At 71.8% G+C, this 26,434-nt stretch carries 22 protein-coding genes and 1 tRNA gene; 8 read left to right on the forward strand and 15 right to left on the reverse strand.

All coding sequences use genetic code 11. The features are described from left to right. Positions 1-578: 578 nt before the first annotated feature. From ACFWIC_RS08970 to ACFWIC_RS08980, 3 genes are all read right to left on the reverse strand, one after another. Positions 579-902, reverse strand: a complete 324-nt coding sequence (locus tag ACFWIC_RS08970) for a DUF6087 family protein (RefSeq protein WP_380355291.1) — start codon at positions 900-902, stop codon at positions 579-581. A 93-nt stretch (positions 903-995) separates the two neighbouring features. Continuing rightward, positions 996-1,316, reverse strand: a complete 321-nt coding sequence (locus ACFWIC_RS08975; RefSeq protein WP_355400501.1) for a multidrug efflux SMR transporter — start codon at positions 1,314-1,316, stop codon at positions 996-998. 80 nt (positions 1,317-1,396) lie between these two features. Beyond that, entirely contained in the window at positions 1,397-1,816 is a 420-nt protein-coding gene (locus ACFWIC_RS08980; RefSeq protein WP_380517182.1) for a DMT family transporter, read from the reverse strand. A 150-nt stretch (positions 1,817-1,966) separates the two neighbouring features. Here ACFWIC_RS08980 and ACFWIC_RS08985 point away from each other — a divergent pair, with 150 nt between their 5' ends. After that, complete coding sequence (locus ACFWIC_RS08985; protein WP_380517185.1) at positions 1,967-2,446, forward strand: MarR family winged helix-turn-helix transcriptional regulator; 480 nt, start codon at positions 1,967-1,969, stop codon at positions 2,444-2,446. A 167-nt stretch (positions 2,447-2,613) separates the two neighbouring features. Here the strand turns inward: ACFWIC_RS08985 and metG are convergent, their stop codons facing one another. From metG to ACFWIC_RS09000, 3 genes are all read right to left on the reverse strand, one after another. After that, a complete protein-coding gene (metG, locus tag ACFWIC_RS08990; protein ID WP_380517188.1) occupies positions 2,614-4,344 on the reverse strand; it encodes a methionine--tRNA ligase in 1,731 nt (576 codons plus the stop codon). 181 nt (positions 4,345-4,525) lie between these two features. Further along, positions 4,526-5,647 (reverse strand): damage-control phosphatase ARMT1 family protein, encoded by a 1,122-nt coding sequence (locus ACFWIC_RS08995; RefSeq protein ID WP_380355300.1) that lies wholly within the window; start codon positions 5,645-5,647, stop codon positions 4,526-4,528. A gap of 104 nt (positions 5,648-5,751) precedes the next feature. Beyond that, the gene (locus ACFWIC_RS09000) at positions 5,752-5,922 is read right to left on the reverse strand and encodes a DUF397 domain-containing protein (RefSeq protein ID WP_329884610.1); all 171 of its coding nucleotides are present in this window, start codon (positions 5,920-5,922) and stop codon (positions 5,752-5,754) included. Between the two features lie 501 nt (positions 5,923-6,423). On the opposite strand from ACFWIC_RS09000, the gene ACFWIC_RS09005 reads away from it, so the two are divergent. After that, a complete protein-coding gene (locus ACFWIC_RS09005; protein WP_329949092.1) occupies positions 6,424-6,621 on the forward strand; it encodes a hypothetical protein in 198 nt (65 codons plus the stop codon). Between the two features lie 134 nt (positions 6,622-6,755). Here ACFWIC_RS09005 and ACFWIC_RS09010 read toward each other — a convergent pair whose 3' ends face one another. After that, a complete protein-coding gene (locus tag ACFWIC_RS09010) occupies positions 6,756-7,358 on the reverse strand; it encodes a GNAT family protein (protein ID WP_355400512.1) in 603 nt (200 codons plus the stop codon). 126 nt (positions 7,359-7,484) lie between these two features. Beyond that, positions 7,485-8,768 carry an adenylosuccinate synthase gene (locus ACFWIC_RS09015; protein WP_329884604.1) on the reverse strand — a complete coding sequence of 428 codons (1,284 nt, stop codon included), beginning with the start codon at positions 8,766-8,768 and terminating at the stop codon, positions 7,485-7,487. A 126-nt stretch (positions 8,769-8,894) separates the two neighbouring features. Between ACFWIC_RS09015 and ACFWIC_RS09020 the strand changes: the two genes are divergently transcribed. The 3 genes from ACFWIC_RS09020 (at position 8,895) to purM (ending at position 12,794) form a co-directional block, all read left to right on the forward strand. Then, positions 8,895-9,755, forward strand: coding sequence for a diacylglycerol kinase (locus ACFWIC_RS09020; RefSeq protein WP_329884602.1), 861 nt, complete (start codon positions 8,895-8,897; stop codon positions 9,753-9,755). 290 nt (positions 9,756-10,045) lie between these two features. Continuing rightward, positions 10,046-11,629 carry an amidophosphoribosyltransferase gene (gene purF, locus ACFWIC_RS09025; protein WP_329884600.1) on the forward strand — a complete coding sequence of 528 codons (1,584 nt, stop codon included), beginning with the start codon at positions 10,046-10,048 and terminating at the stop codon, positions 11,627-11,629. Between the two features lie 79 nt (positions 11,630-11,708). Continuing rightward, positions 11,709-12,794: a phosphoribosylformylglycinamidine cyclo-ligase gene (gene purM, locus ACFWIC_RS09030; RefSeq protein WP_380517194.1), complete on the forward strand. Its 1,086-nt coding sequence runs from the start codon at positions 11,709-11,711 to the stop codon at positions 12,792-12,794. 195 nt (positions 12,795-12,989) lie between these two features. On the opposite strand, the gene ACFWIC_RS09035 is transcribed toward purM, so the two are convergent. Beyond that, on the reverse strand, positions 12,990-13,247 hold the full coding sequence (locus tag ACFWIC_RS09035; RefSeq protein WP_327679361.1) for a DUF3073 domain-containing protein: 258 nt from the start codon (positions 13,245-13,247) through the stop codon (positions 12,990-12,992). A 395-nt stretch (positions 13,248-13,642) separates the two neighbouring features. Next, positions 13,643-14,803: a Glu/Leu/Phe/Val dehydrogenase dimerization domain-containing protein gene (locus tag ACFWIC_RS09040; protein ID WP_380355309.1), complete on the reverse strand. Its 1,161-nt coding sequence runs from the start codon at positions 14,801-14,803 to the stop codon at positions 13,643-13,645. A 335-nt stretch (positions 14,804-15,138) separates the two neighbouring features. On the opposite strand from ACFWIC_RS09040, the gene ACFWIC_RS09045 reads away from it, so the two are divergent. Beyond that, a complete protein-coding gene (locus tag ACFWIC_RS09045) occupies positions 15,139-16,065 on the forward strand; it encodes a hypothetical protein (RefSeq protein WP_329949094.1) in 927 nt (308 codons plus the stop codon). A 529-nt stretch (positions 16,066-16,594) separates the two neighbouring features. Then, positions 16,595-16,801, forward strand: coding sequence for a developmental transcriptional regulator BldC (gene bldC / locus ACFWIC_RS09050; protein WP_014137253.1), 207 nt, complete (start codon positions 16,595-16,597; stop codon positions 16,799-16,801). Between the two features lie 361 nt (positions 16,802-17,162). Here the strand turns inward: bldC and ACFWIC_RS09055 are convergent. The 5 genes from ACFWIC_RS09055 to ACFWIC_RS09075 form a co-directional block, all read right to left on the reverse strand. After that, a tRNA-Asp gene (locus ACFWIC_RS09055) sits at positions 17,163-17,236 on the reverse strand. Between the two features lie 120 nt (positions 17,237-17,356). Further along, positions 17,357-21,349 carry an ATP-dependent RNA helicase HrpA gene (gene hrpA / locus ACFWIC_RS09060; protein ID WP_380355312.1) on the reverse strand — a complete coding sequence of 1,331 codons (3,993 nt, stop codon included), beginning with the start codon at positions 21,347-21,349 and terminating at the stop codon, positions 17,357-17,359. Positions 21,350-21,587: 238 nt separating this feature from the next. Further along, positions 21,588-22,367, reverse strand: a complete 780-nt coding sequence (locus ACFWIC_RS09065; RefSeq protein WP_329884568.1) for an alpha/beta hydrolase — start codon at positions 22,365-22,367, stop codon at positions 21,588-21,590. 71 nt (positions 22,368-22,438) lie between these two features. Continuing rightward, positions 22,439-23,893, reverse strand: a complete 1,455-nt coding sequence (locus ACFWIC_RS09070) for an MFS transporter (protein WP_380517199.1) — start codon at positions 23,891-23,893, stop codon at positions 22,439-22,441. Between the two features lie 131 nt (positions 23,894-24,024). Continuing rightward, positions 24,025-25,005 carry an NADPH:quinone reductase gene (locus ACFWIC_RS09075; protein ID WP_329949096.1) on the reverse strand — a complete coding sequence of 327 codons (981 nt, stop codon included), beginning with the start codon at positions 25,003-25,005 and terminating at the stop codon, positions 24,025-24,027. A gap of 231 nt (positions 25,006-25,236) precedes the next feature. On the opposite strand from ACFWIC_RS09075, the gene ACFWIC_RS09080 reads away from it, so the two are divergent. After that, on the forward strand, positions 25,237-26,424 hold the full coding sequence (locus ACFWIC_RS09080) for an acyltransferase (RefSeq protein ID WP_329949097.1): 1,188 nt from the start codon (positions 25,237-25,239) through the stop codon (positions 26,422-26,424). Positions 26,425-26,434: the final 10 nt, after the last annotated feature.

Raw genomic sequence — 26,434 nt, forward strand, 5'->3', positions numbered from 1 at the left:
TCGGCGGTGAGCATTCCGGCCGGGGCGGTCGGCGGCGTTCGGCCGGTGAGGATCCCGCCGGGGCTTTCAGGCGGGCGGGAGACCGCGCGTGGTTCTGCGGCGACCGGGGCCGGGGTCCGGGGGAGGAAGGGGAGCCCGGTCGGCAGGGGAGAGGCGGCGCGCCCGGCCCGCCGGTGCGGGCCGGGGGCGGTGTCCCGCGGCTCCGCGCACCGTGCCCGGACGACGGGGATCCAGTCCCTCGGCCGTGGCCGGGCGGGCAACTCGCGCTCTGGGCACCGTGGTCGGTTCCTACGTCGGGATCGGGGCGGCCGATGGGATCCACCGTCAGGATGGCTCGACGCCGACCCACCCTGAGATTGACGTGGGCACTATAACCCGAAGGCCGATCGGCCGGACGGCGCCCGATCCGGGGAGCGGACGGTTCGTCCTGGAAGGATGACGGGATCGTCGGTGTACGGTCGCGGGGCTCGTGGCGCCCGGCGTCGGTATCGCGGCGATGTGCCCGGCCCCCGGTCGTGCGCCGGGCCGGTGCGGCCCGGCGGGGCCCGGCGGGGCCCGGTCGGGCGGCGGGCCGGGCGCTACCGGTCCGGCTTCCGGTGGCGCCCGGTTCCCTTGCGCAGCAGTGGTACGGGGGTGTCCGCCTGGGGGAAGGCGGTGGCCGGCCCGGCCGCCTCGTCGGGCCGGACGATCAGCGGGTACGCCTCGGCGTAGCTCTCCGCCACCGCGACCGGCTGCCAGGCGAAGCCGTCCCACTCGACGACCAGTCTCGGCACGTCCCGGAACAGGTGCGCCCCGCGCCGCGGCCCGGGTGCCAGCGTGATCGCGTCGCGCGTCCCGGGGGCCCGTCGGCGGCGTGCCCGCCGCGCGTACCACTCGGCCAGCGGCTCGTCCTCGGCGTCCATCGCCGCCTCCCTCGGGGATCGGTCGGGGACGGCCAGTCTTCCCGATCCGGATCGGGCGGACGATTCCACGATCGGGTGAAATCCCCTGGGGGATCAGACTCCTGACGCCAGCTTCAGCGTGAGCACCCCCGCGATGATCGAGGCGAAGGAGAGCAGTTTGGGCAGTGTGATGCGCTCCTTGTAGATCAGCGCGCCGAGGACGACGGTGCCGATCGAACCCAGCCCCGTCCAGATGGTGTACCCGACGCCGACGTCGAGGGTGCGGAGGGCGAGGCTCAGCGTGTAGATCCCTCCCGCGGCGGCGGTCAGGGTGAGGACGGAGGGCCAGAACACGGTGAAGCCCTTGGTGGCGTTGGTGCCGAGGGCGAAGACGATCTCGAAGACGACGGCGATCGCGAGGAAGGCCCAGGCCATGACGGTGCAACTCTCTCTCGTGGGGCTGTGCGGGGTGTGGGGCGCGGAGCGCGGGGGCGGTGCGGGTGCCGGCGGGGCGGTCAGCCGGTGGCGACGGTGGCCGCCGGGGCCGGTGCGGCGGTCTGCTGCCCCGCCTGCCCGGCCTGCTGCTCCGCCGCTCCGGCAGCAGTGGCCGCCCGGCCCGGCCGGTCGGCCAGCTTGAGGCCCAGGACGCCGCCGATGATGAGCACGAAGGCGACGGCCTTTCCGGCGTTCATCTCCTCGTCGAAGATCAGGGTGCCGAGGAGGACGGTGCCGACCGAGCCGATTCCGGTCCACACGGTGTAGCCGACGCCGACGTCGAGGGTCTTGAGGGCCAGGCTGAGGAAGAAGATCCCGCCGGCCGCGGCGCCCGCGGTGAGCAGGGACGGGCCCAGCACGGTGAAGCCGTGGGTGGCGTTGGTGGCGAGGGCGAAGACCACCTCGAAGACCGAGGCGATGAGCAGGTAGATCCAGGCCATGGGAAGGACCTCTCGGGGCTTAGTTGTTGCATGTATGTGCAAGTACATCGACCTGGGCAAGAGCATGCATGTACAAGTAACATCGTGTCAACCCGTTTCGCCCCGCCCGCCAGACCCGCCCGCCAGACCCGCAAGGCCAGGGAGCGCCCGATGTCCACCCGACCCAGCCCAGCCGCCCCCGGTGCGGTCCCCGACGCCGCCGGGCCGACCGCCGACACCCGGATGTGGGGCCGCCTGACGGCCCTGCACGCTCAGGTCGAGGGCCGGCTCGCCACCGTCCTCCAGCGCCGGCACGGACTCGGCCTCTCGGAGTACCGCGCCCTCGGCCTGCTCGCCGAGGCGCCGAAGAGCGAACTGCGGATGCAGGACCTCGCGACCGGGCTCGGCCTCAACCAGAGCTCCGTCACCCGCCTGGTCGCCCGCCTCAACGCCGCCGACTTCACGTACCGGGACCTCTGTCCCGACGACAGGCGCGGCGTCTACACCGTCCTCACCGAGGCCGGCCGCGCCCGCCACGGCGAGGCGCGCACCACCTACGAGGAGAGCCTCACCGCCGCTCTCGACGAGGCCGCCACCGCCACCCCCGACCTCGCCCCGCTGCTCGCCGCCGCCCGCGCCTCCCTCGGCTGAGCGGGGCCGGAGCGGGCCCGGAGTCGGGGCCGGGGCCGCTACCGCACCGGGAGACGGCGCGGCCGCCCGCCCCCGTCCGGGACGGAGTCGTGCGGCCGCGTCGTCCGGGTGCCCGCCACCCGGTGGCGCTCGGTCCGCGCCCCGCCTGCTTCCCGCCTGCTCCCCGCCTACTCGCCGCCGCCGAAGCGCTCGGCCCAGGCGGCCAGGTCCTCGTCCGTGATCTTCGCGAACAGTACCGGCGGCACCGTGAACGGCGTCCCGGCCGGCACCGCGTCCAGCGCCCGCGCCTCCTCCGCGCTCACCCAGCCGCGGGTCCGCGCGGGGGCGTCGGCCGGCAGCGCGAACGCCCCGCGCATGGCCTCCGCCGCCGTCGGGACGAACGGCTCCGAGACCACCGCGTACAGGTGGATCAGGTTCATCGCCGTCCGGAGCGTGAGGGCCGCCGCCTCCGGGTCGGTCTTCACCTGGAGCCAGGGGGCCTTCTCGTCGAGGTACGCGTTGCCGGCACTCCACAGCGCCCGCAGACTCTGCGTCGCCTTGCGGAAGTTGAGGGCCTCCAGCTGCGCCTCGTAGTCGGCCAGCAGCTCGGCGATCTGCGCCCCCAGTCGCTCCTCCGGCTCCGCCGCCGCGTGCCCGGCCGGCACGTCGTCGCCGAACCGCTTGCGGCTGAAGGAGAGCACCCGGTTGACGAAGTTGCCGAGAGTGTCGGCGAGGTCCTTGTTGACGGTCGAGGCGAAGAGGTCCCAGGTGAAGCTGGAGTCGTCCGACTCGGGCGCGTGCGCCATCAGGAAGTAGCGCCAGTAGTCGGCCGGCAGCAGCTCCAGGGCGACGTCCGTGAAGATGCCGCGCTTCTGGCTGGTGGAGAACTTCCCGCCGTAGTACGTCAGCCAGTTGAAGGCCTTGACGTAGTCGACCTTCTTCCACGGCCGGCGCGAGCCGATGATCGTCGCCGGGAACATCACGGTGTGGAACGGCACGTTGTCCTTGGCCATGAACTCGGTGTACCGGACGGTGCCGTCCGCCTCGTACCACCAGGACCTCCAGTCCCGGGTCTCGCCGTCGGCGGCCGCGTCCGACCACTCCTTGGTGGCGCCGATGTACTCGATCGGCGCGTCGAACCAGACGTAGAAGACCTTGCCGGCGGCCGCCAGTTCCGGCCACACGTCGGCCGGCACCGGGACGCCCCACTCCAGGTCGCGGGTGATCGCCCGGTCCTGGAGGCCCTCGGTCAGCCACTTGCGGGCGATCGACGAGGCGAGCACCGGCCACTGGTCACCGTGCTCGTCGACCCACTGCTCCACCTGCTCGGTCAGCTTCGACTGGAGCAGGAACAGGTGCTTGGTCTCCCGCACCTCCAGGTCCGAGCTGCCGCTGATCGCCGACCGGGGCTCCAGCAGGTCCGTCGGGTCCAGGACGCGCGTGCAGTTCTCGCACTGGTCGCCGCGCGCCTTGTCGTAGCCGCAGTGCGGGCAGGTCCCGACGATGTACCGGTCCGGCAGGAAGCGCCCGTCGGTGACCGAGTACACCTGACGGATCGCCCGCTCCTCGACGAACCCGTTGGCGTGCAGCTCGCGGGCGATCTCCTGGGTGATCTCCCGGTTCTGCACCGAGGAACTGCGCCCGAAGTGGTCGAACGACAGCCGGAAGCCGTCGTACACCGCCTTCTGCCGGTCGTGCGCCCGTGCGCAGAACTCCGCCACCGGCAGCCCGGCTTCCTGGGCGGCCAGTTCGGCCGGCGTGCCGTGCTCGTCCGTCGCGCAGATGTACAGCACCTCGTGCCCGCGCTGCCGCAGGTACCGGGAGTAGACGTCCGCCGGCAGCATGGACCCGACCATGTTGCCCAGGTGCTTGATCCCGTTGATGTAGGGAAGGGCGCTGGTGATCAGGTGCCGAGCCATCCTCGGATGCTCCGATTTCTCCCGCACGGACCCCTACCCCGGAGTGCCGTGACAGGCGCAGGGTTCTGGGGCCGCGACGGGAGGCCGGCACGCACGCGGGCTCCCGGGCTGCCGCACAGAGCGAGTTCCACTGTGGGCGGGCCCAATCCTAGCGAAGCTCCCCGTCGTCCTTCGCTCGTATTTACCGCTGCCCCGCCCCCCGGACCTGGACCAGCGCGTGCCGCCCGTCCGTCCGCCACGCCGTCCCGGAGCGGTCCAGCCGCGCGAGCGTTCCCGGGTCCACCCCCACCAGCACGTCCGACTTGAGCGTGCGCAGCGCCGCGACGGGCGAGGGGAAGTGGTCGACCGTGTCGGCGAACGGCGTCGTCGGCGGCCAGTGCCGGTCGCCCACCAGCCGGCGGTAGTTGAGGTCACCCTTGAGGACGGTGAGGGCCGCACCGCCGAACTCCGCCCGCAGGTCGGCGGGCATCGCGTCGTAGGGCAGCGGCGCGCAGAAGAACGGGTGCGTCCGGACGGCCAGCGTGCCGTCCTCCATCGCCCGCCGGATCCGCCGGCCCGCCGCCGTGCCGTGCAGGCGGCCGACCGCCGCGAGGACGTCGGCCATCGTCGCGTCCGACACGAAGTACGGCCGGGGCTTCACGTACAGGGCGACCCCGGCCGCGAGTCCGCTCGTCAGCAGGTGGTCGATCAGCGCGAGGTCGGGCAGCAGTTCGGGTCCGGCGTTGTCCGCCACCACGGCGACCCGCCCGCCCCGGCCCTTCTCCAGCCCGGTCCAGAACGCCGCCGAGTCATCCACCACCAGCGCGTCCCGTACCGCGTCCCGGCCTTCGCCGGCGGTGATCCGGAACCCCAGGTCCGCCCGGTTCCCCCACAGGGAGGACACCAGCAGCTCCTGCGGTCCGTCGCCGAACCCGTCCACCGCCGCGTCCGCCAACTCGGGTGCCTTGAACGGTCCGAAGGGGTCGATCCCCTGCCAGACGCCGTCCCCGAAGTAGCCGGTGGCCTCCAGCAGCCGCCGGTAGAAGTAGCTCTCCGCCCACAGGAACGGTGCCTCGCCCCACGGCCGCCCCCAGAGCCCCTCGCCCCAGGCCAGCCACTCGGCGCGGTCGTGCGCGTCCGCCGGCGGCGGCTCCAGTACCCCGGTGGTGCTCTCCACCAGCAGCCGCTCCACTGCCGCCCGTTCCCGAGCCCCGTACGGCAGGGCCGCCAGCACCTGGCTCACCAGCCGCGGATGCCGTTCGTGGAACACCGCCCATGCGAACGACCCGGGTACGTCGCTACGAATCACCGCCACCTCAGCCACGCCGCGACCCTAACCGGCCCCGGCCCCTCCGGCGTCGGCGCCACCCGGTGCGGGGCCCGATCCGGGTGGCGGTCGACCGCTGCCCCGGCGGTCCGGGGTGTCGATCAGACGGTGAACTCGCCCTGCTTGACGGCGGCGACGAGGTCCTTCCACTCCTGGTGGGTGAGGACGGCGTGGGGCGCGTCGGGGGAGCGGCCGCTGCGGACGAGGACGGCGTCCGGGGTGATGGTGACCCGGGGGCGATCGCCCGGAGCCTGCGGGTCGTGGTCGTCCATGAGTACTCCCGGGAGGATCGGTGGTGAGGGGCGGCGTGGTTCCGGAGAGCGGAGTGGTCGAACTCGCCGTGCTCGACGCCTCGGCAGTGTGGCGCGCGAGGCGGGTTCGGCGCCACTCGTGGAGGGCGGCAGGCGGGATCCCCTGACGGGGCCGTCGGGGTGCCGAGGCGGTTGCTCCGGGATCTTCGTCGGGATCTGCCGGGATCTGCCGGGGCCGTGCGGGACCGGCACCGACGGACCGGTCCGACCTCTCCGAGCCGGTGACCGGTGCCCTGGTCGGCGGCGGCGGCGCAACCGCCGCCGGGCTCGAACTGCGGTGCGGGCGGCCTCACATGGTCGTGAAGCGCGACGCTCCCCGCCGCCGGTCCGACCGGGACCGGAGGTGGCTCGAACGGGTGGGCGGGGGCTTGACCTCGTCGCCGCTTTGGCCGATGACTGGGGTGTGGAACTCATCGGGCTTTGTGGCAGGGCGGTTCGGGCCGTGGCGGCGGTCGATCGCTGATGGCTGTCGTGCTGCTGACGGGACTGCTGGTGTCGGTGCTCTTCGTCGGCGTGGTGGCGCAGATCATCGCGAGCCGTCAGCAGCGGGAGAGGCGCTCCGGCGGAGGGGACTCGGCCTCCGGCCGCTCCTCCACCGGCCGACAGGAGGAGGCGCTGTCGCGCCGACTTCCGTCGGGGCGGGGGCGTTCGCACCGGTAGCTCTCGGTGGAACGCCGCAGCGGGTCGTGAAACGGCCCACCACCGGCCGGTGTTGAGACCTTCTCGCCCCTTCGCCCCGCTCGCCCGGTCGGCCGCTCGCCCCGCTCGCCCGGCGGGCCCCGGGCCTTGCGCGGTCAGCCCGCGGCCAGCCGCTCCTCCAGGCGCACACGGGCCGCGGGCCACTCCTCCCTCAGCATCGAGAAGTACGCCGTGTCGCGCCAGACCCCGGTGTCGCGCCGCTTGTCGCGGCGGTGGATGCCCTCGAACGTGGCGCCGAGGCGCAGGATCGCGTTGCGGGAGCGGTCGTTGAGCGCGTCCGTCTTCCAGAACACCCGGCCCATGCCGAGTTCCTCGAACGCGTACGTGAGCAGCAGCAGCTTGGACTCGGTGTTGAGGCCGGTCCGCCACGCCGACCGGGCGTTCCAGGTGCCGCCGATCTCGACCAGTTCGTTCTCCGCGCTGAAGTCGTAGAACCCGGTGATGCCGACGGCCCGCCCCGAGGCGAGGTCGACGGCGGCGAACTTCACGGCCGTCCCGGCGGCGACCTCCGCGAGCCGGAGGTCGAGGATCGCGCCGAGCTCCTCCTCGGTGGTCGGCGCGGCGAACGGGATCCAGCGCCAGACGTCCTGGTCCCGGCCGACGGACGACCACAGCTCGGTGAGGTGGCCGCGGCCGAGCGGCTCCAGGCGCACGTGGCGGCCGGTGAGCGTGACGGGGGCGGGAAGCTTCGCAGTCATGATCGAAAAATAGCGGGCGAATGCACTAGATGCAATGTCCCTTTGTCCTAGTGCAAACACGCAAGGGCAAAGGGGAGCCCTGCGGACACGAGGTCCGCAGGGCTCCCCCCAGCCGGTGGCGGGTGCTCAGACGAACGAGTTGATCTGGATCGTCTCGTACCGGCCCGGGCCGACGCCGATGGCGGAGATGGGGGCGCCCGACATCTCCTCCAGCGCCTTCACGTACGCCTGGGCGTTCTTCGGCAGGTCGCCGAAGGTCTTCGCCCCGCTGATGTCCTCGTTCCAGCCCGGCAGCGACTCGTAGATCGGCTTGGCGTGGTGGAAGTCCGACTGGTTGTACGGCAGCTCCTCGACCCGCTGCCCGTCGATCTCGTACGCGACGCAGACCGGGATCTGCTCCCAGCCGGTCAGCACGTCGAGCTTGGTGAGGAAGAAGTCGGTGAGGCCGTTGACCCGGGTCGCGTAGCGCGCGATGACCGCGTCGAACCAGCCGCAGCGGCGGTCACGGCCGGTGGTGACACCGCGCTCGCCGCCGATCCGCCGCAGGGCCTCGCCGTCCGCGTCGAGCAGCTCGGTCGGGAACGGGCCCGAGCCGACGCGGGTGGTGTACGCCTTCAGGATGCCGATGACCCGGTCGATCTTGGTGGGACCGATGCCGGCGCCGGTGCAGGCGCCGCCCGCGGTCGGGTTCGACGAGGTCACGAAGGGGTACGTGCCGTGGTCGACGTCGAGCAGGGTGCCCTGGCCGCCCTCCAGCAGGACGACCTTGTTCGCCTTGAGCGCCTCGTCCAGCACCAGCGTGGTGTCGGCGAGGAACGGCTTGATCTTGTCCGCGTAGCCGAGGTACTCCTCCAGCACCAGCTCGGCCGGGATGGCGCGGCGGTTGTAGAGCTTGACCAGCAGCTGGTTCTTGTCGTGCAGCGCGGCTTCGATCTTCTGCTGCAGGATCGACTCGTCGAAGAGGTCCTGGACCCGGATGCCGACGCGGTTGATCTTGTCCGCGTAGGTCGGGCCGATGCCGCGGCCGGTGGTGCCGATCCGGCGCTTGCCGAGGAAGCGCTCGGTGACCTTGTCCAGGGTCCGGTGGTACGGCGTGATCAGGTGGGCGTTGCCCGAGATCAGCAGCTTGGAGGTGTCGATGCCGCGCTCGTTCAGGCCGCTGAGCTCGGAGAGCAGCACGCCCGGGTCGATGACGACACCGTTGCCGATCACCGGCGTCACGTTCGGGCTGAGGATGCCGGAAGGGAGCAGGTGCAGGGCATACTTCTGGTCGCCGATGACCACCGTGTGACCGGCGTTGTTGCCGCCCTGGTAGCGGACGACGTAGTCGACGGAGCCGCCGAGGAGGTCCGTCGCCTTCCCCTTGCCCTCGTCTCCCCACTGAGCGCCAACGAGCACGAGTGCCGGCACAGGCGTACACCCCTTCCGGTTGGGGCATCCTGCGTAGGCCGCAGTCTGCCCCGAGATAGACGAAGCCCCTGGCGCAATAGCGCAAGGGGCTCTTGCACCGAGAGATTACCTGAGGAAGGACCGGTTGTGTCGTCCCTGTCCACGCCCGCAACCGGCGGCCCCGAGCCGCTCCTGCTCCTCCTCGACCCGGCGGCCCGGCAGACCGACGGCGAGTCGGTGCGGATCGCGAAGGACGTTCTCTCCGGTGGGGCGGACGTCAAGGTGGCGTGCCCGGAGAGCCCGTCCGAGCTCGACCGGGTGCTTTCGCACCGCGGCCGGAGGCGACCGGTGGTGATCGGTTCCGACCTCGCGTTGCAGCGTGTGCTCCAGGCCCTGCACCGCCAGCGTGAGCTGGGGGCCGACGCGGTGGGCATGGTCCCGGTGGGCCGGGCGGACGGACTGGCGGCGGCGCGGGCGCTGGGTGTGCCGGGGGCTCCGGTGGCGGCGGCGCGGGCGGTGCTCGCGGGGGCGCCGCGCAAGCTCGACCTGCTGGTGGACGACGGCGGCGGGGTGGCGCTCGGCGGCGTGCGGATCCCGGGGGGCGGAACCCGTCGCCCGGTCGGCCGTTCGAGCGGCTGGCGTTCGCTATGGGCGAAACTGGCTGCGGCCGAGCAGGGGACCGTACTCACGCCCGAGGCCGGGGCCGAGAGCAGGGGCGAGCAGGGCGCCCGGGTGCGGGTCGAGGCGGACGGCCGGCTGCTCGCCGACGTCCACCACCCGGTCCGGGCGGTCCAGGTGACGCTGCCGTCCGGCGAGGCGCTCGGCGAGGGCGTCATGGAGATCGTGGTCCGCACGCCCGGCGCCCTGGTGCGGGTGCGGGCGGCCAGTGTCTCGGTGGTCGGACGCGGCTTCGGGTACGAGGCGGACGGCCATCCGGTCGGCCCCGTCCGGGCGCGCACCTGGACGGTCCACCCCGGCTGCTGGGGCCTGCTGCTGCCGGCTGCGTAGTCGCCGCGGAGCGCAGCGCTACCCGGAGGACACCCGGCGTCATCGAACGGCCCGGGTGAGCAGGCTCACGTTGGGCGAACGGCGGCCGAACGCGCGGCGAAGGGTCGTCCGTGCACGGAATGCGCCAACGGGCGCGAACCGCAAGGCCAACCGGGTGCGCGGGGAATGCGGGGCCGCCGAAATCCACCGCGGGTAAGGGGTTTTGTCTACGCGCGTTACCAGCCGACCGCCCGACAATCCCGTCCTCCCGGGTTCCGGAAGCCTGTGCCAACTGCCCTAGACTCGAAGGCGTGCCACGTGGTGACGGAAGACTCAACCACGATCTTCTTCCCGGTGAGAAAGGCCCCCAGGACGCTTGCGGCGTCTTCGGTGTCTGGGCTCCCGGCGAGGAGGTCGCCAAGCTCACGTTCTTCGGCCTTTACGCCCTGCAGCACCGCGGTCAGGAATCCGCGGGCATCGCAGTGAGCAATGGCTCCCAGATTCTCGTCTTCAAGGACATGGGACTCGTCTCCCAGGTCTTCGACGAGGCCTCGCTGGGGTCGTTGCACGGGCATATCGCCGTCGGACACGCCCGCTACTCGACCACCGGTTCCTCGGTCTGGGAGAACGCCCAGCCGACCTTCCGGGCGACCGTCCACGGTTCGCTGGCCCTCGGGCACAACGGAAACCTGGTGAACACCGCCGAACTGGCGGCCATGGTCGCCGAACTCCCCGGTGAGGAGCACGTCTCCCGCTCCGGACGCTCGGCGGCGACCAACGACACCGACCTGGTGACCGCGCTGCTCGCCGGTCACCCGGACCTCTCCATCGAGGAGACGGCCAAGCTCGTCCTGCCCAAGGTCAAGGGCGCCTTCTCGCTCGTCTTCATGGACGAGCACACGCTCTACGCCGCCCGCGACCCGCAGGGCATCCGCCCGCTGGTGCTGGGCCGGCTGGAGCGCGGATGGGTGGTCGCCTCCGAAACGGCGGCACTGGACATCTGCGGCGCCTCCTTCATCCGCGAGGTCGAGCCGGGCGAGCTCATCGCCATCGACGAGAACGGCATGCGCACCTCGCGGTTCGCCGAGGCCCGGCCCAAGGGCTGCGTCTTCGAGTACGTCTACCTGGCCCGCCCGGACACCTCCATCGCCGGCCGCAACGTGCACCTCTCCCGCGTGGAGATGGGGCGCAAGCTGGCCGCCGAGGCTCCGGCCGACGCCGACCTGGTGATAGCGACGCCCGAGTCCGGCACCCCCGCCGCGATCGGCTACGCCGAGGCCAGCGGCATCCCGTACGGCTCCGGCCTGGTGAAGAACGCCTACGTCGGCCGCACCTTCATCCAGCCCAGCCAGACCATCCGCCAGCTCGGCATCCGGCTCAAGCTGAACCCGCTGCGCGAGGTCATCCAGGGCAAGCGCCTCGTCGTGGTCGACGACTCGATCGTCCGCGGCAACACCCAGCGCGCCCTGGTGAAGATGCTCCGCGAAGCGGGCGCCGCCGAGGTCCACATCCGGATCTCGTCGCCGCCGGTGAAGTGGCCCTGCTTCTTCGGCATCGACTTCGCCACCCGTGCGGAGCTGATCGCCAACGGCATGACGATCGAGGAGATCGGCCGCACGCTCGGCGCGGACTCGCTCTCCTACATCTCGATCGACGGCATGATCGAGGCCACCAAGCAGCCGAAGGACCGGCTCTGCCGGGCCTGTTTCGACGGCGAGTACCCGATGGAGCTGCCGGATCCGGCGCTGCTCGGCAAGCTCCTGCTGGAGGCCGAGATCAAGGGCGGCCAGCAGCAGCCGGCGGTCCGCGGCAAGCCGACCAGCGGCAGCGACCTGGACGGCGTCCAGTCGCTGCTCGGCGGGGCGGGCGCGGCCGACGCGCTGCGCCGCCCGTAACGACCCGACGGTGGGGTCCCGGAACCCCGGGGCCCCACCGCTGTTCCGACCCCCACTGACCCGAGAGGGCCGCACCGCAGTGACCACGAACCAGAACGGCGCCACCTACGCCGCCGCCGGCGTCGACATCGAGGCGGGCGACCGCGCCGTCGAGCTCATGAAGCAGTGGGTGAAGAAGGCGAGCCGGCCCGAGGTGGTCGGCGGCATCGGCGGCTTCGCCGGGCTCTTCGACGCGTCCGCCTTCAAGCGCTACGAGCGGCCGCTGCTGGCCTCGGCCACCGACGGCGTGGGCACCAAGGTGGCGATCGCCGCCGCCATGGACAAGCACGACACGATCGGCCACGACCTGGTCGGCATGGTCGTCGACGACCTGGTGGTCTGCGGTGCCGAGCCGCTCTTCATGACCGACTACATCTGCGTCGGCAAGGTCGTCCCGGAGCGGGTCGCGGCGATCGTCAAGGGCATCGCGGAGGGCTGCGCCCTGGCCGGCTGCGCCCTGGTCGGCGGCGAGACCGCCGAGCACCCGGGCCTGCTCGGGCCGGACGAGTACGACGTCGCGGGCGCCGGCACCGGCGTGGTCGAGGCGGACGCGCTGCTGGGCGCCGAGCGCGTCCGGGCCGGCGACGTGGTGATCGCGATGGCCGCCTCGGGCCTGCACTCCAACGGCTACTCGCTGGTCCGTCACGTGCTGCTGAACGAGGCCGGCTGGAAGCTGGACCGCAAGGTCGAGGAGTTCGGCCGGACCCTCGGCGAGGAGCTGCTGGAGCCGACCCGGATCTACTCGCTGGACTGCCTGGCGCTGACCCGGGCCACCGAGGTCCACGCCTTCTCGCACGTCACCGGCGGCGGTCTCGCGGCCAACCTGGCCCGGGTCGTCCCGGACGGCCTGCACGCCCGCCTGGACCGCGGCACCTGGACCCCGCTGCCGGTGTTCCAGGCCGTCGCCCGGGTCGGCGGGGTGGCCACCCTGGAGATCGAGAAGACGCTCAACATGGGCATCGGCATGGTGGCGGTCGTCCCGCCGCACTCGGTGGACGTGGTGCTGTCGATCCTGGAGGACCGCGGCGTCGAGTCCTGGCTGCTGGGCGACATCGTCGAGCGGACCGACGAGCACGACGGCGGCGCGGCGCTCTACAACGCCTACGAGGGCTTCACCGCGGGCTGAGCACGGAACCGGGCGAAGGGCCCCGCCGGGCGGCACGCCGGCGGGGCCCCTTCGCGTACCGGTGCCCGTGCGCAGGGGTACGCGAAGGCCCGGGCGGGTGCCCCACGAGCCCCGGGGTGCGCCGGGAGCACGCGGGAACGCCGAAAACCGGCCCGGTGCACTGGGCACCGAGGCCGGTCTGGTCAGACTGGGAGACTACGCGCGCCGGCGGGCCTGCGAAGGCCCGGTACCCGACTCGGTGTCGTCGTCCTCGCCGTCATCGGCGTAACGAGCCGCGTACTCCGCGTAGGGGTCGTCGTCCTCGTCCTCTTCGATCGGCTCCGGCTCGATCGGGGAGGTGGAGGGCGATACGCCCAGCTCGCTGGAGAGACGATTGGCGTCGAACCCGCCGCTGTTGTACTTCAGCTCGCGGGCGACCTTCGTCTGCTTGGCCTTGGCCCGGCCGCGCCCCATGGGTCGACCCCCTCAACGATGGGGCTCACGGCCCCGAGTCTGACACGTGTTCATGATCAAGAGCGGCCTGCCCGAATGGGGAGAACCGTCCCTTGGAGCATTAACGGTACCTGTTTCTGCCGCTGGACGGTACGTCGTCGGTGTGACGTGGCGCGCACCGGCCGCACCCGCGACCGGGTCGTCCCAGGTCAGGGGAGGTTTTGCGGCTTTCTGCACGCTGTCCGGAGGTGTCTCGGGTCCGTTGTTCCCGGATCGATTATCCCCCCAAGGGGGACGTTGGATCACCCGATCGGGCGCAGAAGTGAGAATCCGGTTCCACATTGTGATGCGCGGGGGACGGAAGTGGACGCCCCCCGCGCACCGCGGGTCGACCCGGTCCGGCCGGGGGCCCGGGATCAGCCCCGGCGGGCGGCCGGCAGCAGCACCGAGCGCAGCGCGCTGATCTCGCGCATCCGCTTCTCGGCCAGGCGGTCGGCGGCGACGGCCGGCGGCACGCCGTCGGAGGCGGCCCGGGTGAAGATCTCCAGGGTGGTGTCGAAGATCTTCGTCGCCTTGTTCTTGGCGCGGTCGAAGTTGAAGCCCTCGATCTCGTCGGCGACCTGGATGACGCCGCCGGAGTTCACGAGGTAGTCCGGGGCGTAGAGGATGCCGCGGTCGGCGAGGTCCTTCTCGACGCCCGGGTGGGCCAGCTGGTTGTTCGCGGCGCCGCAGACGACGACGGTGCCGAACTCGCCCAGCGCCGCCACCGAGTCGTCGGTGAGCGCGCCGCCGAGGGCGCAGGGGGCGTAGACGTCCAGCTTGGCCTGGAGGAGCGCGGCGGTGTCGGCGACGACCTCCACCTCCGGGTGGGCCGCCCGCACGCGGTTGACGGCGGTCTCCGAGACGTCGGTGACGACGACGGTGGCGCCGTCCGCGACCAGGTGGCCGACCAGGTAGTGGCCGACCTTGCCGACGCCCGCGACGCCGACGCGCTTGCCGCGCAGGGTCGGCTGGCCCCAGCGGGCCTGGGCCGAGGCGCGCATGCCCTGGAAGACGCCGAACGCGGTGAGGATGGACGAGTCGCCCGCGCCGCCGTTCTCGGGCGAGCGGCCGGTCACGAAGCCGGTCTCGCGCGCGACGACGTCCATGTCCTGGACGTAGGTGCCGACGTCGCAGGCGGTGATGTAGCGGCCGCGCAGCGACTCGACGAACCGGCCGTAGGCGCGGAGCATCGCCTCGTTCTTGTCCTTGTTCGGGTCGCCGATGATGACGGCCTTGCCGCCGCCGAGGTCGAGCCCGGCCAGCGCGTTCTTGTAGGACATGCCGCGCGAGAGGTTGAGGGCGTCCTCCAGCGCCGCCTCCTCGGAGGCGTACGGGAAGAAGCGGGTGCCGCCGAGGGCGGGGCCCAGCGCGGTGGAGTGGACGGCGATGATCGCCTTGAGTCCGGAGGAGCGGTCGTGGCAGAGCACGACCTGCTCGTGGCCGTCGCCGTTGGCGCCGTCCTGGGAGGTGCCGAAGATCCTGCTGAGCACGCCGGGTGCGGGGTGCGTGGCGGATGCGGTCTGTACGTCGGTCACTGTGGTGACTCCAGTAATTCCGAGGCCCGCTGCTGTGGTGCGGGCGCGTAGGGCGAAGCGTAGCCGCGGGAAAGCCGCCGATCCGCCCCCTTGGCGAAGCTCGGGCCGGTTGTCCGATGGGTGAGACGGGCCGGGTGGGAGGGGCTCCGCCGGTCCGACCGGCGGGCGGTCCGGACCAGGCCCGCCCGTGGCCCGCCCGCGGCCCGGACCAGGCCCGGAGCCGTTCCGGAGCCGCTCCCGGGGGCCGTCCGCGAACGGTTCGGGGACGGTTCGGCGGCGACGCGGGAGTGCGTCCGCGAACCGCACCCTCCCGGCCGGCGGGGCCGCGTGGGACCATGCAGGACGTGACCGTCGTACGCACCTCCGTGCTGCCGCCCTACGCCGCGCACCTGCGGGTCTACGAACCGCTGGCCGCGTACCCGGAACCCGAGCGGGCACGCTGGCAGGCCTACGCGGCGGAGCACGGGCCGGACGCGGCGGAGGCCGGCCGGTCGGTCGCGGCGGCGGTCCTGGACGAGCAGCGCTCGGCGCTGGCCGAGGTGGTCGGCCGGACGCCGCGGGCGCTGCCGGAGCGGGAGAGCGAGCGGGCGTTCGTCCGCGCCGTGGACGGGGTGCTGTACGTCTGCCCGTGGGCGACCAGGCTGCGGAGCTGGCAGGCGCTGGAGGAGCTGCGGGCGGGGGCCCCGGTGGCGCTGGTGGACACCGCGCTGCCGCAGGCGACCCGGGAGGCGGCGGAGGCGGACCGGGAGCGCTGGCGGGCCGAGCACCCGGACGCCCGGCCGTGGATCCTCACCAGCCGGTGGGAGGTGCCGGTGCGGTGGTTCCTGCCGTTCGGGGAGGAGGACCGGTGCTTCGTCCCCGCAGGAGTGGGAGAGGGGGAAACGGGGGAACGTGACGGGGAGGGGATCCGGGGGGACACGGCGGCGCTCTTCTACCTGACGCCGATGGCGCAGGCGCGCCGGCGGGTGGCCCGGGCGTACCGGGCGCTGCGCGAGGCGGTGCCGGAGGGGGAACTGGTGCGGGGGGCGGAACAGGTGGGGCGGTGGCTGGAGGAGTTCCATCCGCGGTCGTTGGTGGAACTGGACTACGGGGGGCTGGTGCACCTGCTGGGGCCGGAGCGGCTGTCGGCGGACCGTTCGGCGGGGGAGCTGGAGGACGGGCTGCGGGCGCTGCGGGCCGGGGAGGCCGCGGAGGCCATGAGGGCGTACGAGGAGCTCACGGTGCGCTGGCGGCGGGTGCTGGCGCTGCGGTACGCGAACTAGGCGGGCCCGTCCGGCTGAGGGGCCGTCACGGCAGGGCCCTCGGGGTGTCGGTGGTACTTGTAAGACTGTAAGAGTCCTACGGCCCGTCCTGCATGACCAAGGTCCTGGTTCGGGTCAATACCTGTCGAACGTGACACTACTCACCGTTGACGCGAACTAACCCCTATGTGCAAAAATGGGACAACCAGCCCAACTTCACGTGAGCGTGCCCACTTTTGGGTGGTTCTGGAGTCGATGCGCGCTTTGCGGGAAAACGGGGGGTCTGGTCCCCTCGTAACCGAATGTCACTATTACGTGACTGCCCGTTATGGGGTGGTCCATCGCCATCCGTCGGCCTTGAACCCGTGAGGGGTCAATTTTGGCGGTTTGGTCGATAGGGCTGGACGGATGGTGTAGTTGTAGACACCAGGACAAGCCGTTCGTCCTATTACCGACTCGGCCCGTCTATGCCATTTCGGGCATCGCGGGCCAAGGTGCAGAATTTGAAGGATAGAACCGCCCTGGTTCGGTTCTCCCGAGGAGGCCGCTCATGACCGCTCGTACCCCTGATGCCGAACCTCTGCTGACGCCGGCAGAGGTCGCCACCATGTTCCGCGTGGACCCGAAGACCGTGACGCGCTGGGCCAAGGCCGGCAAGCTCACGTCCATTCGCACGCTCGGCGGTCACCGCCGCTATCGCGAGGCGGAGGTGCGCGCCCTGCTGGCCGGTATTCCGGCTCAGCGCACCGAGGCCTGACGGGCCGAAGACGCAAGGCTCTTCGAAAGGGGCCGCTTACCGGACTCCGCCGGGTCCGGTAAGCGGTCCCTTTCTTTGTTTCTACACGTCTGTCGTGGTGGCGCCACCGCCCGGAATGTTGAACTCCGGATAACGATTTGAGGTGGATGGGGTGGGGGGGATTTACTGTTAATGACAGTACAATTTTACATATTAAATTAGCGCCCTCCCGGAGAGGCGTTCGAACGGCCGGTTCCCGGAGGGGGTGGGTGACGACCATCACACACACGGTCACTTGTGGTCTAGACCTGGACCGGGTAATGGGGCGTCAGACAAAAACGAGAGGCCCGGAACCAAACGGTTCCGGGCCTCTCGACTACGGCGATCCCGACGGGACTTGAACCCGCGACCTCCACCTTGACAGGGTGGCGAGCTAACCAACTGCTCCACGGGACCAGAGTGTTCTGATCTCGTTCACTCGCTTGCTGCGCTGCGAACAAGACAGACTGTAGCCCATGGTGGGCCCCCAGGTCGAACTGGCTCCTGGGGACCCCGGCCCGCTGAGCTGGGGCGGGCTCAGAGCGACGCCCGGGCGGCCTCCATCGCCTTCATGATCCGCTTCTCGGAGACCGGTGACGGCGTGCCCAGCGACTGGGCGAAGAAACTGACCCGCAGCTCCTCGATCATCCAGCGGATCGCCCGCACCTCCTCGGAGGGCTGCTGCCCGGCCGGTACGGCCGCCAGCAGCTCCCCGTACGCCTGCTGCACCTGCTGGACCTTCAGCAGCTGCTGGGAGTCCCGCTGGGGGTGGTTGGGCAGCGCCTCCAGCCGGCGGTCCACCGCCAGCAGGTACCGCTTGAGGTCCGGCAGCCGCTGCCAGCCGGTCGCGGTCACGAAGCCCGGGTGCACCAGCGAGGCCAGGTGCAGCCGGATGTCGTTCACCGCGCCCAGCAGCACCGGACTGCTCACCGACTTCAGCCGGTTCGACGCCTTGTGGAAGGCGATCAGCGCGGTGGCCGACTTCAGGGTGGTGTCCGCCGACAGGTCGTACAGGTCGGCCCGGACCTTGTCGTGCAGCGAGCCGAACGCCGCCTCGTCCCAGGCCGGTCCGCCGGCCCGGGCCATCAGCCGGTCGGTCGCGCAGGCCACCACGTCCTCGAAGAGGGCCGGGATCGAGCCGTGCGGGTTGTAGGACAGCGCGAGCTTGGCCTGGTTGCCCAGCCGGCCCTGGATCGACTTGGCCGGCGAGGTGGTGGTCAGCGCCAGGAGCCGCCGGGTGCCCGCCCACATCGCCTGCGCCTGCGCCTGCGGGGTGTCGAACAGCTTGATGCCGACCGTGTCGCCCTCGTCCACCAGCGCCGGGTAGGCGCGCAGCGAATGGCCCCGGGAGCGCTGCTCGAAGGTGCGCTGGAGCACCGGCAGGGCGGACGGCCAGGCGGTCAGCCCGGACTGCTCGATGCCCTGCCCGGAGGCCGCCGAGGAGAGGGTCTCCTTCAGCTTCGGCTTGAGGCTCAGCCGCAGCTCCTCCAGGTCCTTGGACTCGGCGAGCTTCTTGCGGCCGTCCACCACCCGGAAGGTCACCTTGAGGTGCTCCGGGACGCGCTCCTCGTCCCAGGCCTCCGGCGGGACCGTGATCGCCGTCATCCGCTTGAGCACGTGCTCCAGGGTCGGCAGCAGGGGCTCCTGCCGTTCCCTCAGCTCGCGCAGCGCCGCCTTGGCGAAGTCCGGGGCGGGCACGAAGTTGCGGCGGACCGCCTTGGGCAGGGACTTGATCCAGGCGGTGACCAGCTCCTCGCGCAGGCCCGGGATCTGCCAGTCGAAGCCCTCGGCGGTGACCTGGTTCAGCACCGGCAGCGGGATGTGGACGGTCACGCCGTCCGCGTCGCTGCCCGGTTCGAACTGGTAGGTCAGCTTGAAGCGGAGCTTGCCCTGCTGCCAGTAGTCCGGGTAGTCGTCCTCGGTGACGCCGTCCGCGGCGTCGTTGATCAGCATCGACTTCTCGAAGTTGAGCAGGTCCGGCTGCTCGTGCCGGGTCTGCTTCCACCAGGAGTCGAAGTGCCGGGTGGAGACGATCCCGTCCGGCAGCCGGCTGTCGTAGAAGTCGAACAGGGTCTGGTCGTCGACCATGATGTCCCGGCGACGGGCCCGGTTCTCCAGCTCCTCGACCTCGCTGAGCAGCTTCCGGTTCTCCGCGAAGAACCGGTGGTGGGTCTCCCAGTCGCCCTCGACGAGCGCGTTGCGGATGAACAGCTCGCGGCAGAGCTCCGGGTCGATCCGGCCGTAGTTGACCTTCCGCTGGGCGACCACCGGGACCCCGTAGAGGGTGACCCGCTCGTACGCCAGCACCGCGCCGGACTTCTTCTCCCAGTGCGGCTCGCTGTAGTTGCGCTTCACCAGGTGGGCGGCCAGCGGCTCCACCCACTCCGGCTCGATCTTGGCGTTGATCCGGGCCCAGAGCCGGGAGGTCTCCACCAGCTCGGCGGACATCACCCAGCGCGGGGGCTTCTTGAACAGGCCGGAGCCGGGGAAGACCGCGAACCGGGCGCCGCGGGCGCCGCCGTACTCGCGCTTCTCCACGTCGTACAGGCCGATGTGGGAGAGCAGGCCGGCCAGCAGCGACTGGTGGATCCGGTCGGCGTCCGGCTCGGCGTCGTCGTGCGGCTCCTCGATGGTGACGCCGAGCTGCTTGGCGACCGTGCGCAGCTGGGAGTAGATGTCCTGCCACTCCCGTATCCGCAGGTAGTTGAGGAACTCGGCCTTGCACATCCGGCGGAAGGCCGAGGAGGACAGCTCCCGCTGCTGCTCGCGCACGTACCGCCACATGGCGAGGAAGGCGAGGAAGTCGGAGGTCTCCGAGTTGAACCGGCGGTGCCGTTCGTCGGCGGCCTGGCGCTTCTCGGCGGGACGCTCGCGCGGGTCCTGGATGGAGAGCGCGGCGGCGATGACCATGACGTCCCGGACGCAGCCGTTGCGGTCGGCCTCCAGGACCATCCGCGCCATCCGCGGGTCCACCGGGAGCTGGGCCAGCTTGCGGCCGAGCGGGGTGAGCCGCTTGCGGACGTCCTTCTCCTCCGGGTCGAGCGCGCCCAGCTCGTGCAGGAGGCTGACGCCGTCCTTGATGTTGCGGGAGTCCGGCGGGTCCAGGAACGGGAAGGCGGCGATGTCGCCGAGGCCGGCGGCGGTCATCTGGAGGATGACCGAGGCCAGGTTGGTGCGCAGGATCTCGGGGTCGGTGAACTCGGGGCGGGAGAGGAAGTCCTCCTCCGAGTAGAGCCGGATGCAGATGCCGTCCGAGGTGCGGCCGCAGCGGCCCTTGCGCTGGTTGGCGCTGGCCTGGCTGATCGCCTCGATCGGGAGGCGCTGGACCTTGGTGCGGTGGCTGTAGCGGGAGATCCGGGCGGTGCCCGGGTCGATCACGTACTTGATGCCGGGGACGGTGAGGCTGGTCTCGGCGACGTTGGTGGCCAGGACGATCCGGCGGGAGCCGGAGCGCTGGAAGACCTTGTGCTGCTCGGCGGAGCTCAGCCGGGCGTAGAGCGGCAGGATCTCGGTGGACCTCAGTTTGAGCTTGTCGAGCGCGTCGGCGGTGTCCCGGATCTCGCGCTCGCCGGAGAGGAAGACCAGGATGTCGCCCGGACCCTCCGCCTGCAGCTCCCGGGCCGCCTCGCAGATCGCCTGGATCTGGTCGCGGTCGCGGTCCACCTCGTCGCCGTCGCCGTCCGGGTCGGACTCGTCGGTGACCGGCTGGTAGCGGACCTCGACCGGGTAGGTGCGGCCGGAGACCTCGACGATCGGGGCCTCGCCGAAGTGCCGGGCGAAGCGCTCCGGGTCGATCGTCGCCGAGGTGATGACCACCTTGAGGTCGGGGCGGCGGGGGAGCAGCTGCTTGAGGTACCCGAGCAGGAAGTCGATGTTGAGGCTGCGCTCGTGGGCCTCGTCGATGATCAGGGTGTCGTACTGGCGCAGCTCGCGGTCGGTCTGGATCTCCGCGAGCAGGATGCCGTCGGTCATCAGCTTGACCAGCGTGTCCGGGCCGACCTGGTCGGTGAACCGGACCTTCCAGCCGACGGCCTCGCCCAGCGGGGTCCGCATCTCCTCCGCGACCCGCTCGGCCACCGTGCGGGCGGCGATCCGGCGGGGCTGGGTGTGGCCGATCAGGCCGCGTACGCCGCGGCCCAGCTCCAGGCAGATCTTCGGGATCTGGGTGGTCTTGCCGGAGCCGGTCTCACCCGCCACGATCACCACCTGGTGGTCGCGGAGGGCTTCGAGGATCTCGTCCTTCTTCTGGCTGACCGGCAGCTCGGCGGGATAGTCGATCGCGGGGACGGCGGCACGGCGGCGCTCGACCAGCAGCTCGGCGCGCTCGATGTCGCCGGCGATCTCGGTGGCGATCTGCCGGCGGGCCTCGGGCTTGCGGACCTTGCGGGCACCCTCCAGCCGGCGGCCGATGCGCACCTGGTCGCGCAGGGTCAGCTCGGGCAGGCGCGCGGCCAGCTCGCCGATCCCGGGCCCCTGGTCCTCGGTGGGGGCGTCGGCGGGCTGGACTGCGGGAGAACTCACGGCGGGCATCCCTCTAGGTTCGCAAGGAGATGCGGTGGAGCGCACCTCGGTTTTCGAGCGACTCCAGTGTCACAGGGGACGGCGGTCCGCTGCCAACGACGGCCCGGAAGCGGAACAGGGCACGGGGCCGGGGAGGGCTCCTGGGACGGCTCCGAGGACGGTTCCGGGGACGGCCGTGGGGCCCGTCCGGACTGCTCGGACGGGCCCCACGGTGCGACGGGCGGTGCGGTGCGCCGGGCGGCGCGGGTCAGTCCTGCGCGATGAAGTCGCTGACCAGCCGGACCCACTCGGCCGGCTTCTCGTAGACCACCACGTGGCCGCTCTCGATCTCGGCGTAGGTGCTGCCGGGGATCGCCTCGGCCAGCTCGCGGGTCAGCTCGACCGGGACGGTGGCGTCCTTGGCGCAGCCGATCACCAGCGTGCGGGCGGTGATCCGGGGCAGCAGCTCGCGGATGTCGGCCCGGAGGTTGAGGTCGATGTGGCGCAGCGCGCCGTCGGTGGGCTGGTTGCCCTTGATGATGCCCTCGACGACGCCGTGGTCGAGGCTGTTGAGGTGGTCGCGGCTGAACGCGGTCAGCGTGCCGAACCGGCCGAAGGCGTCGGTGTCGGCCCTGGTGCCGAGCCAGGTGGTCATGTGGTTGCGCAGGTACGCGTCGTCCGGGCGGGTCCAGCCGGCCGTCAGCACCAGGCTGCGGACCAGGTCGGGCCGGGTGGCGGCGACGGCGGCGGCGACCACGGAGCCGAGCGAGAAGCCGACCAGGTCGACCGGGCCGTTGCCGGCCTCCTCGATCACGCCGATGATCTGCTCGGCGAGCAGCTCGACGGTCAGCTCGCCGCCGTCGTCCTCGGTGTCGCCGCAGCCGGCGTAGTCCGGCAGGACCACGGTGCGGGAGCCGGTGAAGTCGCCGGCGAGGTGGCCGAAGGTGCCCGCGGCGCCGAAGCCGGTGCCGTGCACGAAGACCAGACCCGGGCCGGAGCCGTCCACCTCGTAGGAGACGCGGGCGCTGGGAGTGGAGACGATGGGCATGGTGGCGGTTCTCCTCGGAGTACGAGTGGGACAGGTGGGTGGGCGGGAGGTACGGGTGCGGGCGGGCGGGGTCAGGCCAGGCTCTCGGCCGGGGTCTCCTTGACGGCCGCCGCCCGCGGGGCGCGTTCGAAGCCGAGTGCGACCAGGATCAGGGCGACGATCCCTCCGGTGGCGACCAGCACGGCGGTGCGCAGACCGTCCGTGGTGGCGGTGCGGAACGCCTCGCCGGTCAGCCCGGAGGTGCCGGCGTTGGCGATCGCGACCAGGACGCCCAGTCCGACCGCGCTGCCGACCTGCTGGCCGGTGGAGACGATGCCGGAGGCGATGCCCTGCTCGTAGGGGTGCACCCCGGTCGCGGAGGCGGAGAACATCGTGGTGAAGATGACGCCCTGGCACAGGCTGAGCACGACCAGACCGGGCAGCAGCGAGACGTAGGAGCCGTCCGGTTCCATCGCGAACGCCATCACGGTGGTGCCGAGCGCGCCGAGGACGAAGGACGCGACCAGGGTGGTGCGGGCGCCGAACCGGGTGGCGAGCCGGCCGCCCAGCATGGAGCCGAGGAAGCCGCAGGCCATCGGGATCAGGAAGGCCACGCCGGTCCGCAGCGCGCTGTACTCGTGCACGGTCTGGAAGTAGACGGTCAGGAAGTACAGCAGGGTGCCGAAGGAGGCCATGAAGAGGAAGGTCGTGACCACGCCGGTGGAGAGGTTGCGGTTGCGGAAGAGCCGCAGCGGCATCAGCGGGTCGGTGGTGCGGGCCTCGATCGCCAGGAACGCGGCGACCAGGGCGAGGCCCAGGACGGCGGTGGTCAGCACCAGCGGCGAGGTCCAGCCGGAGGCGGGTGCCTGGACGAGGGTGAAGACGACCAGGGTGGCGCCGGTGGTGGCGGTCAGCGCGCCGGGCAGGTCGAAGGAGCGGCCCTGCTCGCGGGGCCCGTCGGCGCGGATCAGCCGGGGGGCGAGCAGGGCGGCGCCGCCGGCGAGCGGCACGTTGACGTAGAAGACCGCCTCCCAGCCGAAGGCGGAGGTCAGCACGCCGCCGGCCAGCGAGCCGATGATCATGCCGCTGGCGCCGGCCGCGGCCCAGACCGAGAGCGCCCGGTTGCGTTCGCGGCCCTCGGCGAAGCTGGTGACCACCAGGGCGAGGGTGGCGGGGAAGAGGAAGGCGCCGCCGAGCCCCTGGAGGGCGCGGGCCGCGATCAGCAGCCCCTGGGTCGTGGCCAGTCCGCCGATCAGCGAGGAGCCGGCGTACAGCAGCAGCCCGAGGACGAACATCCGGCGGCGTCCGAACAGGTCGGAGGCGCGGCCGCCGAAGAGCAGGAAGCCGCCGAAGGCGACCGCGTAGGCGCTGACCACCCACTGGAGGTTCTGGGCGGAGAAGCCGAGGCCGTTGCCGATCTCGGGGAGCGCCACGTAGACGATGTTGTAGTCGACCGAGACGATCAACTGGGCGAACGCCAGCAGGGCCAGGAGGAGACCCGAATGACGCGGCCCGGACGCCTGGTCGGCGCCGGCGGACGGGGGCATGGGGGGGCGGCCTTTCGGGGACGGGGGCTCGGCGGACGGGGCGTCACGGACCGTGCCGGGGAGCTGTCTTGGGTGCGGCTGTGGACAGGACTGTGGTCGGGGCTGTGGTCGGGGCTGTCGTGGGCGGGGCGTCACAGGTCGGGTCGCAGGACGACCCGGCGGCCGTTCAGCCCGCCCTTCTCCAGCCGCCGGTGGGTCTCGGCGGCGGCGTCGAGCGGGAGGTTCTCCAGGGCGCGCGCTCGCAGCCGACCGGCGGCGAGCAGGCGGTTGACGGTGCCGGCGGCTTCGGCGAGCTCGTCGGTGCGGGCGTGCGAGATGACGAACCCGCGGATCGAGCCGTCCTTCATGTACAGCTGTCCGGCGGGCAGTTCGGGGCGTGAGCGGGCGCCGGCGAGCAGCACGATCCGGCCGCGCGGGGCGAGCAGGTCGACGGCGGTGGCGAGGTCGTTGGTGCCGGAGGTGTCGAGGTGGACGTCGACGCCGCCCGGGCAGGCGGCGCGGATCCGGTCGGTCAGGTCGGGTGCGCGGTAGTCGAGGACCTCGGTGGCGCCGAGGTCCCGGCAGTGGTCGGCGTCGGCCGCGCTCGCGGTGGCGACCACCCGGGCGCCGGCCTCGGCGGCCAGGACGACCAGGGCGCCGCCCACGTTGCCGCCCCCACCGGCCACCAGGACGGTTTCGCCGGCCCGGAGCCCGCCGTGGGCGAACAGCGCGAGGTGGGCGGTGGCGGCCGGGTGGACCACGGCGACGGCGCCGGGCCCGTCCACGCCCGGGGGCAGGTGGTAGAGCCGGTCGGCGGGGACGACGGCCTGTTCGGCCGTCGGGCCCTGCCGGCCGCCGTGCCCGAGGCTGTTGGACCAGACCCGGTCACCGGGGGCGAAGCCGGGGGCTCCCGGGCCCGCCTCCGCGACGGTGCCCACGAGGTCCCGCCCGATCACGAAGGGGAAGGGTAGCGGGGTGCGGAAGAGCCCCGAGCGGACGAAGGTGTCGACCGGGTTGACCGAGACCGCGGCCACGTCGACCAGGACATCGGTGGGCCCGGGGACCGGCCGGGGCACCTCGCCGTAGCGGATGTCCGTGGCCGGTCCGTGCTGGGTGATGAACGCTGCGTACATGGGGCCGATCCTCCGGGAGGGACGGCCGGGCTGCGGCGGATCGCGGCATCGTTCGTCAACTCCTCTGGCTCGGAAGGAAAGGCGGAGCGGACCGGAGTGTCCCCCGACCTGACATAGATGCTACACCGATCGGTGCAATCTCTCATCTGCACCGAGTAGTTTACTTGGGTCTCGGGTCGGACCGGCGCCATCGGTCCGCTCCACAGGCTCGACACCCTCAAGGACGGAACCATGGCCACCGACCGACTCCTCGCCCAGCCGGGACCGACACCGGACGGCGGGAGCGGACAGCAGTCGCAGCGCCCCTTCACCAGCCGTCTGCCGTCGCTGACCGGCCTGCGCTTCCCCGCCGCCCTTGCGGTCTTCGCGTACCACGCGGCCCTGCCCATCCCCACCCTGCGGCTCTTCGCCGACGACGGCACCGAGTTCCGCTTCGTCGACATCGCCGACCAGGCGGGCGGTCTCGGCGTCGCGTTCTTCTTCGTGCTCAGCGGCTTCGTGCTCACCTGGTCGGCCCGCGCCGACGACACGGTCACCGGGTTCTGGCGGCGAAGACTGGTCAAGATCGTCCCGAACTACGTGGTCGCCTGGGCGCTGGCCATGGTGCTGTTCGCGAGCACCTACACCCCGGCCCGGACCGCGATCGTCAACCTGTTGATGCTCCAGGTCTGGATACCCGACTTCAACACCTACTTCAGCGTCGACCCGCCGAGCTGGTCGCTGGGCGCCGAGGCGTTCTTCTACCTCTCGTTCCCCTTCCTGCACCGGGTGTTCCGGGCCATCCGCCCCGAGCGGCTGGTGTTCTGGATCACCGGCGCGGTCGCCGCCGTCGTCGCCACCCCCGCCGTCGCCTACCTGCTGCTGCCCGACACCCCGGGTGTCCCCGGCGGGTACGAGGGCTCGGTCTCGCAGTACTGGTTCAGCTACGTGCTGCCGCCGGTGCGGATGCTGGACTTCGCGCTCGGCATGCTGGTCGCCCACGCGGTGCGCAGCGGTCGCTGGCGCAACATCGGGATGGTCTGGTCCGGCCTGCTGCTGGTGGCCGGCTACGTCGCCACCCACTACGTGCCCTACCTGTACGCGCAGCGGGCCGTCCTGGTCGTCCCGATCGCGCTGCTCATCGCGGCCGCCGCGATCGCCGACAACGAGGGGCGGTTCACGATCTTCCGCAACCGGGCGATGACCTGGCTGGGGGAGATCTCCTTCGCCTTCTACCTGCTGCACTTCATCGTGCTGACCGAGCTGCGCGACCTGCTCGGCACCCGGATGTACTCCACCGTGGAGGGTGTCGGCCTGCTCCTCTTCGCCATCGCGGCGACCGTCCTGGTCTCCTGGGTGCTGTACCGGCTGGTCGAGGCCCCGATCACCCGGCGCTTCTCCTCCCCGCGCCGCGACCGACCCGCCGTCCGGAACGACTGACAGGCCGCCC

Source organism: Kitasatospora sp. NPDC127035 (genome assembly GCF_042726075.1).
Taxonomy (GTDB): Bacteria; Actinomycetota; Actinomycetes; order Streptomycetales; family Streptomycetaceae; genus Kitasatospora.

Excerpts from the sequence above, each read along its gene's own strand:
- ACFWIC_RS09045 (WP_329949094.1), top strand. The coding sequence starts at position 15,139 with ATGCAGGACGTGACCGTCGTACGCACCTCCGTGCTGCCGCCCTACGCC.
- ACFWIC_RS08980 (WP_380517182.1), bottom strand. The coding sequence starts at position 1,816 with ATGGCCTGGATCTACCTGCTCATCGCCTCGGTCTTCGAGGTGGTCTTC.
- ACFWIC_RS09005 (WP_329949092.1), top strand. The coding sequence starts at position 6,424 with ATGGCTGTCGTGCTGCTGACGGGACTGCTGGTGTCGGTGCTCTTCGTC.
- ACFWIC_RS09080 (WP_329949097.1), top strand. The coding sequence starts at position 25,237 with ATGGCCACCGACCGACTCCTCGCCCAGCCGGGACCGACACCGGACGGC.
- ACFWIC_RS09065 (WP_329884568.1), bottom strand. The coding sequence starts at position 22,367 with ATGCCCATCGTCTCCACTCCCAGCGCCCGCGTCTCCTACGAGGTGGAC.
- ACFWIC_RS08970 (WP_380355291.1), bottom strand. The coding sequence starts at position 902 with ATGGACGCCGAGGACGAGCCGCTGGCCGAGTGGTACGCGCGGCGGGCA.
- ACFWIC_RS09070 (WP_380517199.1), bottom strand. The coding sequence starts at position 23,893 with ATGCCCCCGTCCGCCGGCGCCGACCAGGCGTCCGGGCCGCGTCATTCG.
- metG (WP_380517188.1), bottom strand. The coding sequence starts at position 4,344 with ATGGCTCGGCACCTGATCACCAGCGCCCTTCCCTACATCAACGGGATC.
- bldC (WP_014137253.1), top strand. The coding sequence starts at position 16,595 with ATGACCGCTCGTACCCCTGATGCCGAACCTCTGCTGACGCCGGCAGAG.
- ACFWIC_RS09035 (WP_327679361.1), bottom strand. The coding sequence starts at position 13,247 with ATGGGGCGCGGCCGGGCCAAGGCCAAGCAGACGAAGGTCGCCCGCGAG.
- ACFWIC_RS08985 (WP_380517185.1), top strand. The coding sequence starts at position 1,967 with ATGTCCACCCGACCCAGCCCAGCCGCCCCCGGTGCGGTCCCCGACGCC.
- ACFWIC_RS09010 (WP_355400512.1), bottom strand. The coding sequence starts at position 7,358 with ATGACTGCGAAGCTTCCCGCCCCCGTCACGCTCACCGGCCGCCACGTG.
- ACFWIC_RS08975 (WP_355400501.1), bottom strand. The coding sequence starts at position 1,316 with ATGGCCTGGGCCTTCCTCGCGATCGCCGTCGTCTTCGAGATCGTCTTC.
- hrpA (WP_380355312.1), bottom strand. The coding sequence starts at position 21,349 with ATGCCCGCCGTGAGTTCTCCCGCAGTCCAGCCCGCCGACGCCCCCACC.
- ACFWIC_RS09075 (WP_329949096.1), bottom strand. The coding sequence starts at position 25,005 with ATGTACGCAGCGTTCATCACCCAGCACGGACCGGCCACGGACATCCGC.
- ACFWIC_RS09000 (WP_329884610.1), bottom strand. The coding sequence starts at position 5,922 with ATGGACGACCACGACCCGCAGGCTCCGGGCGATCGCCCCCGGGTCACC.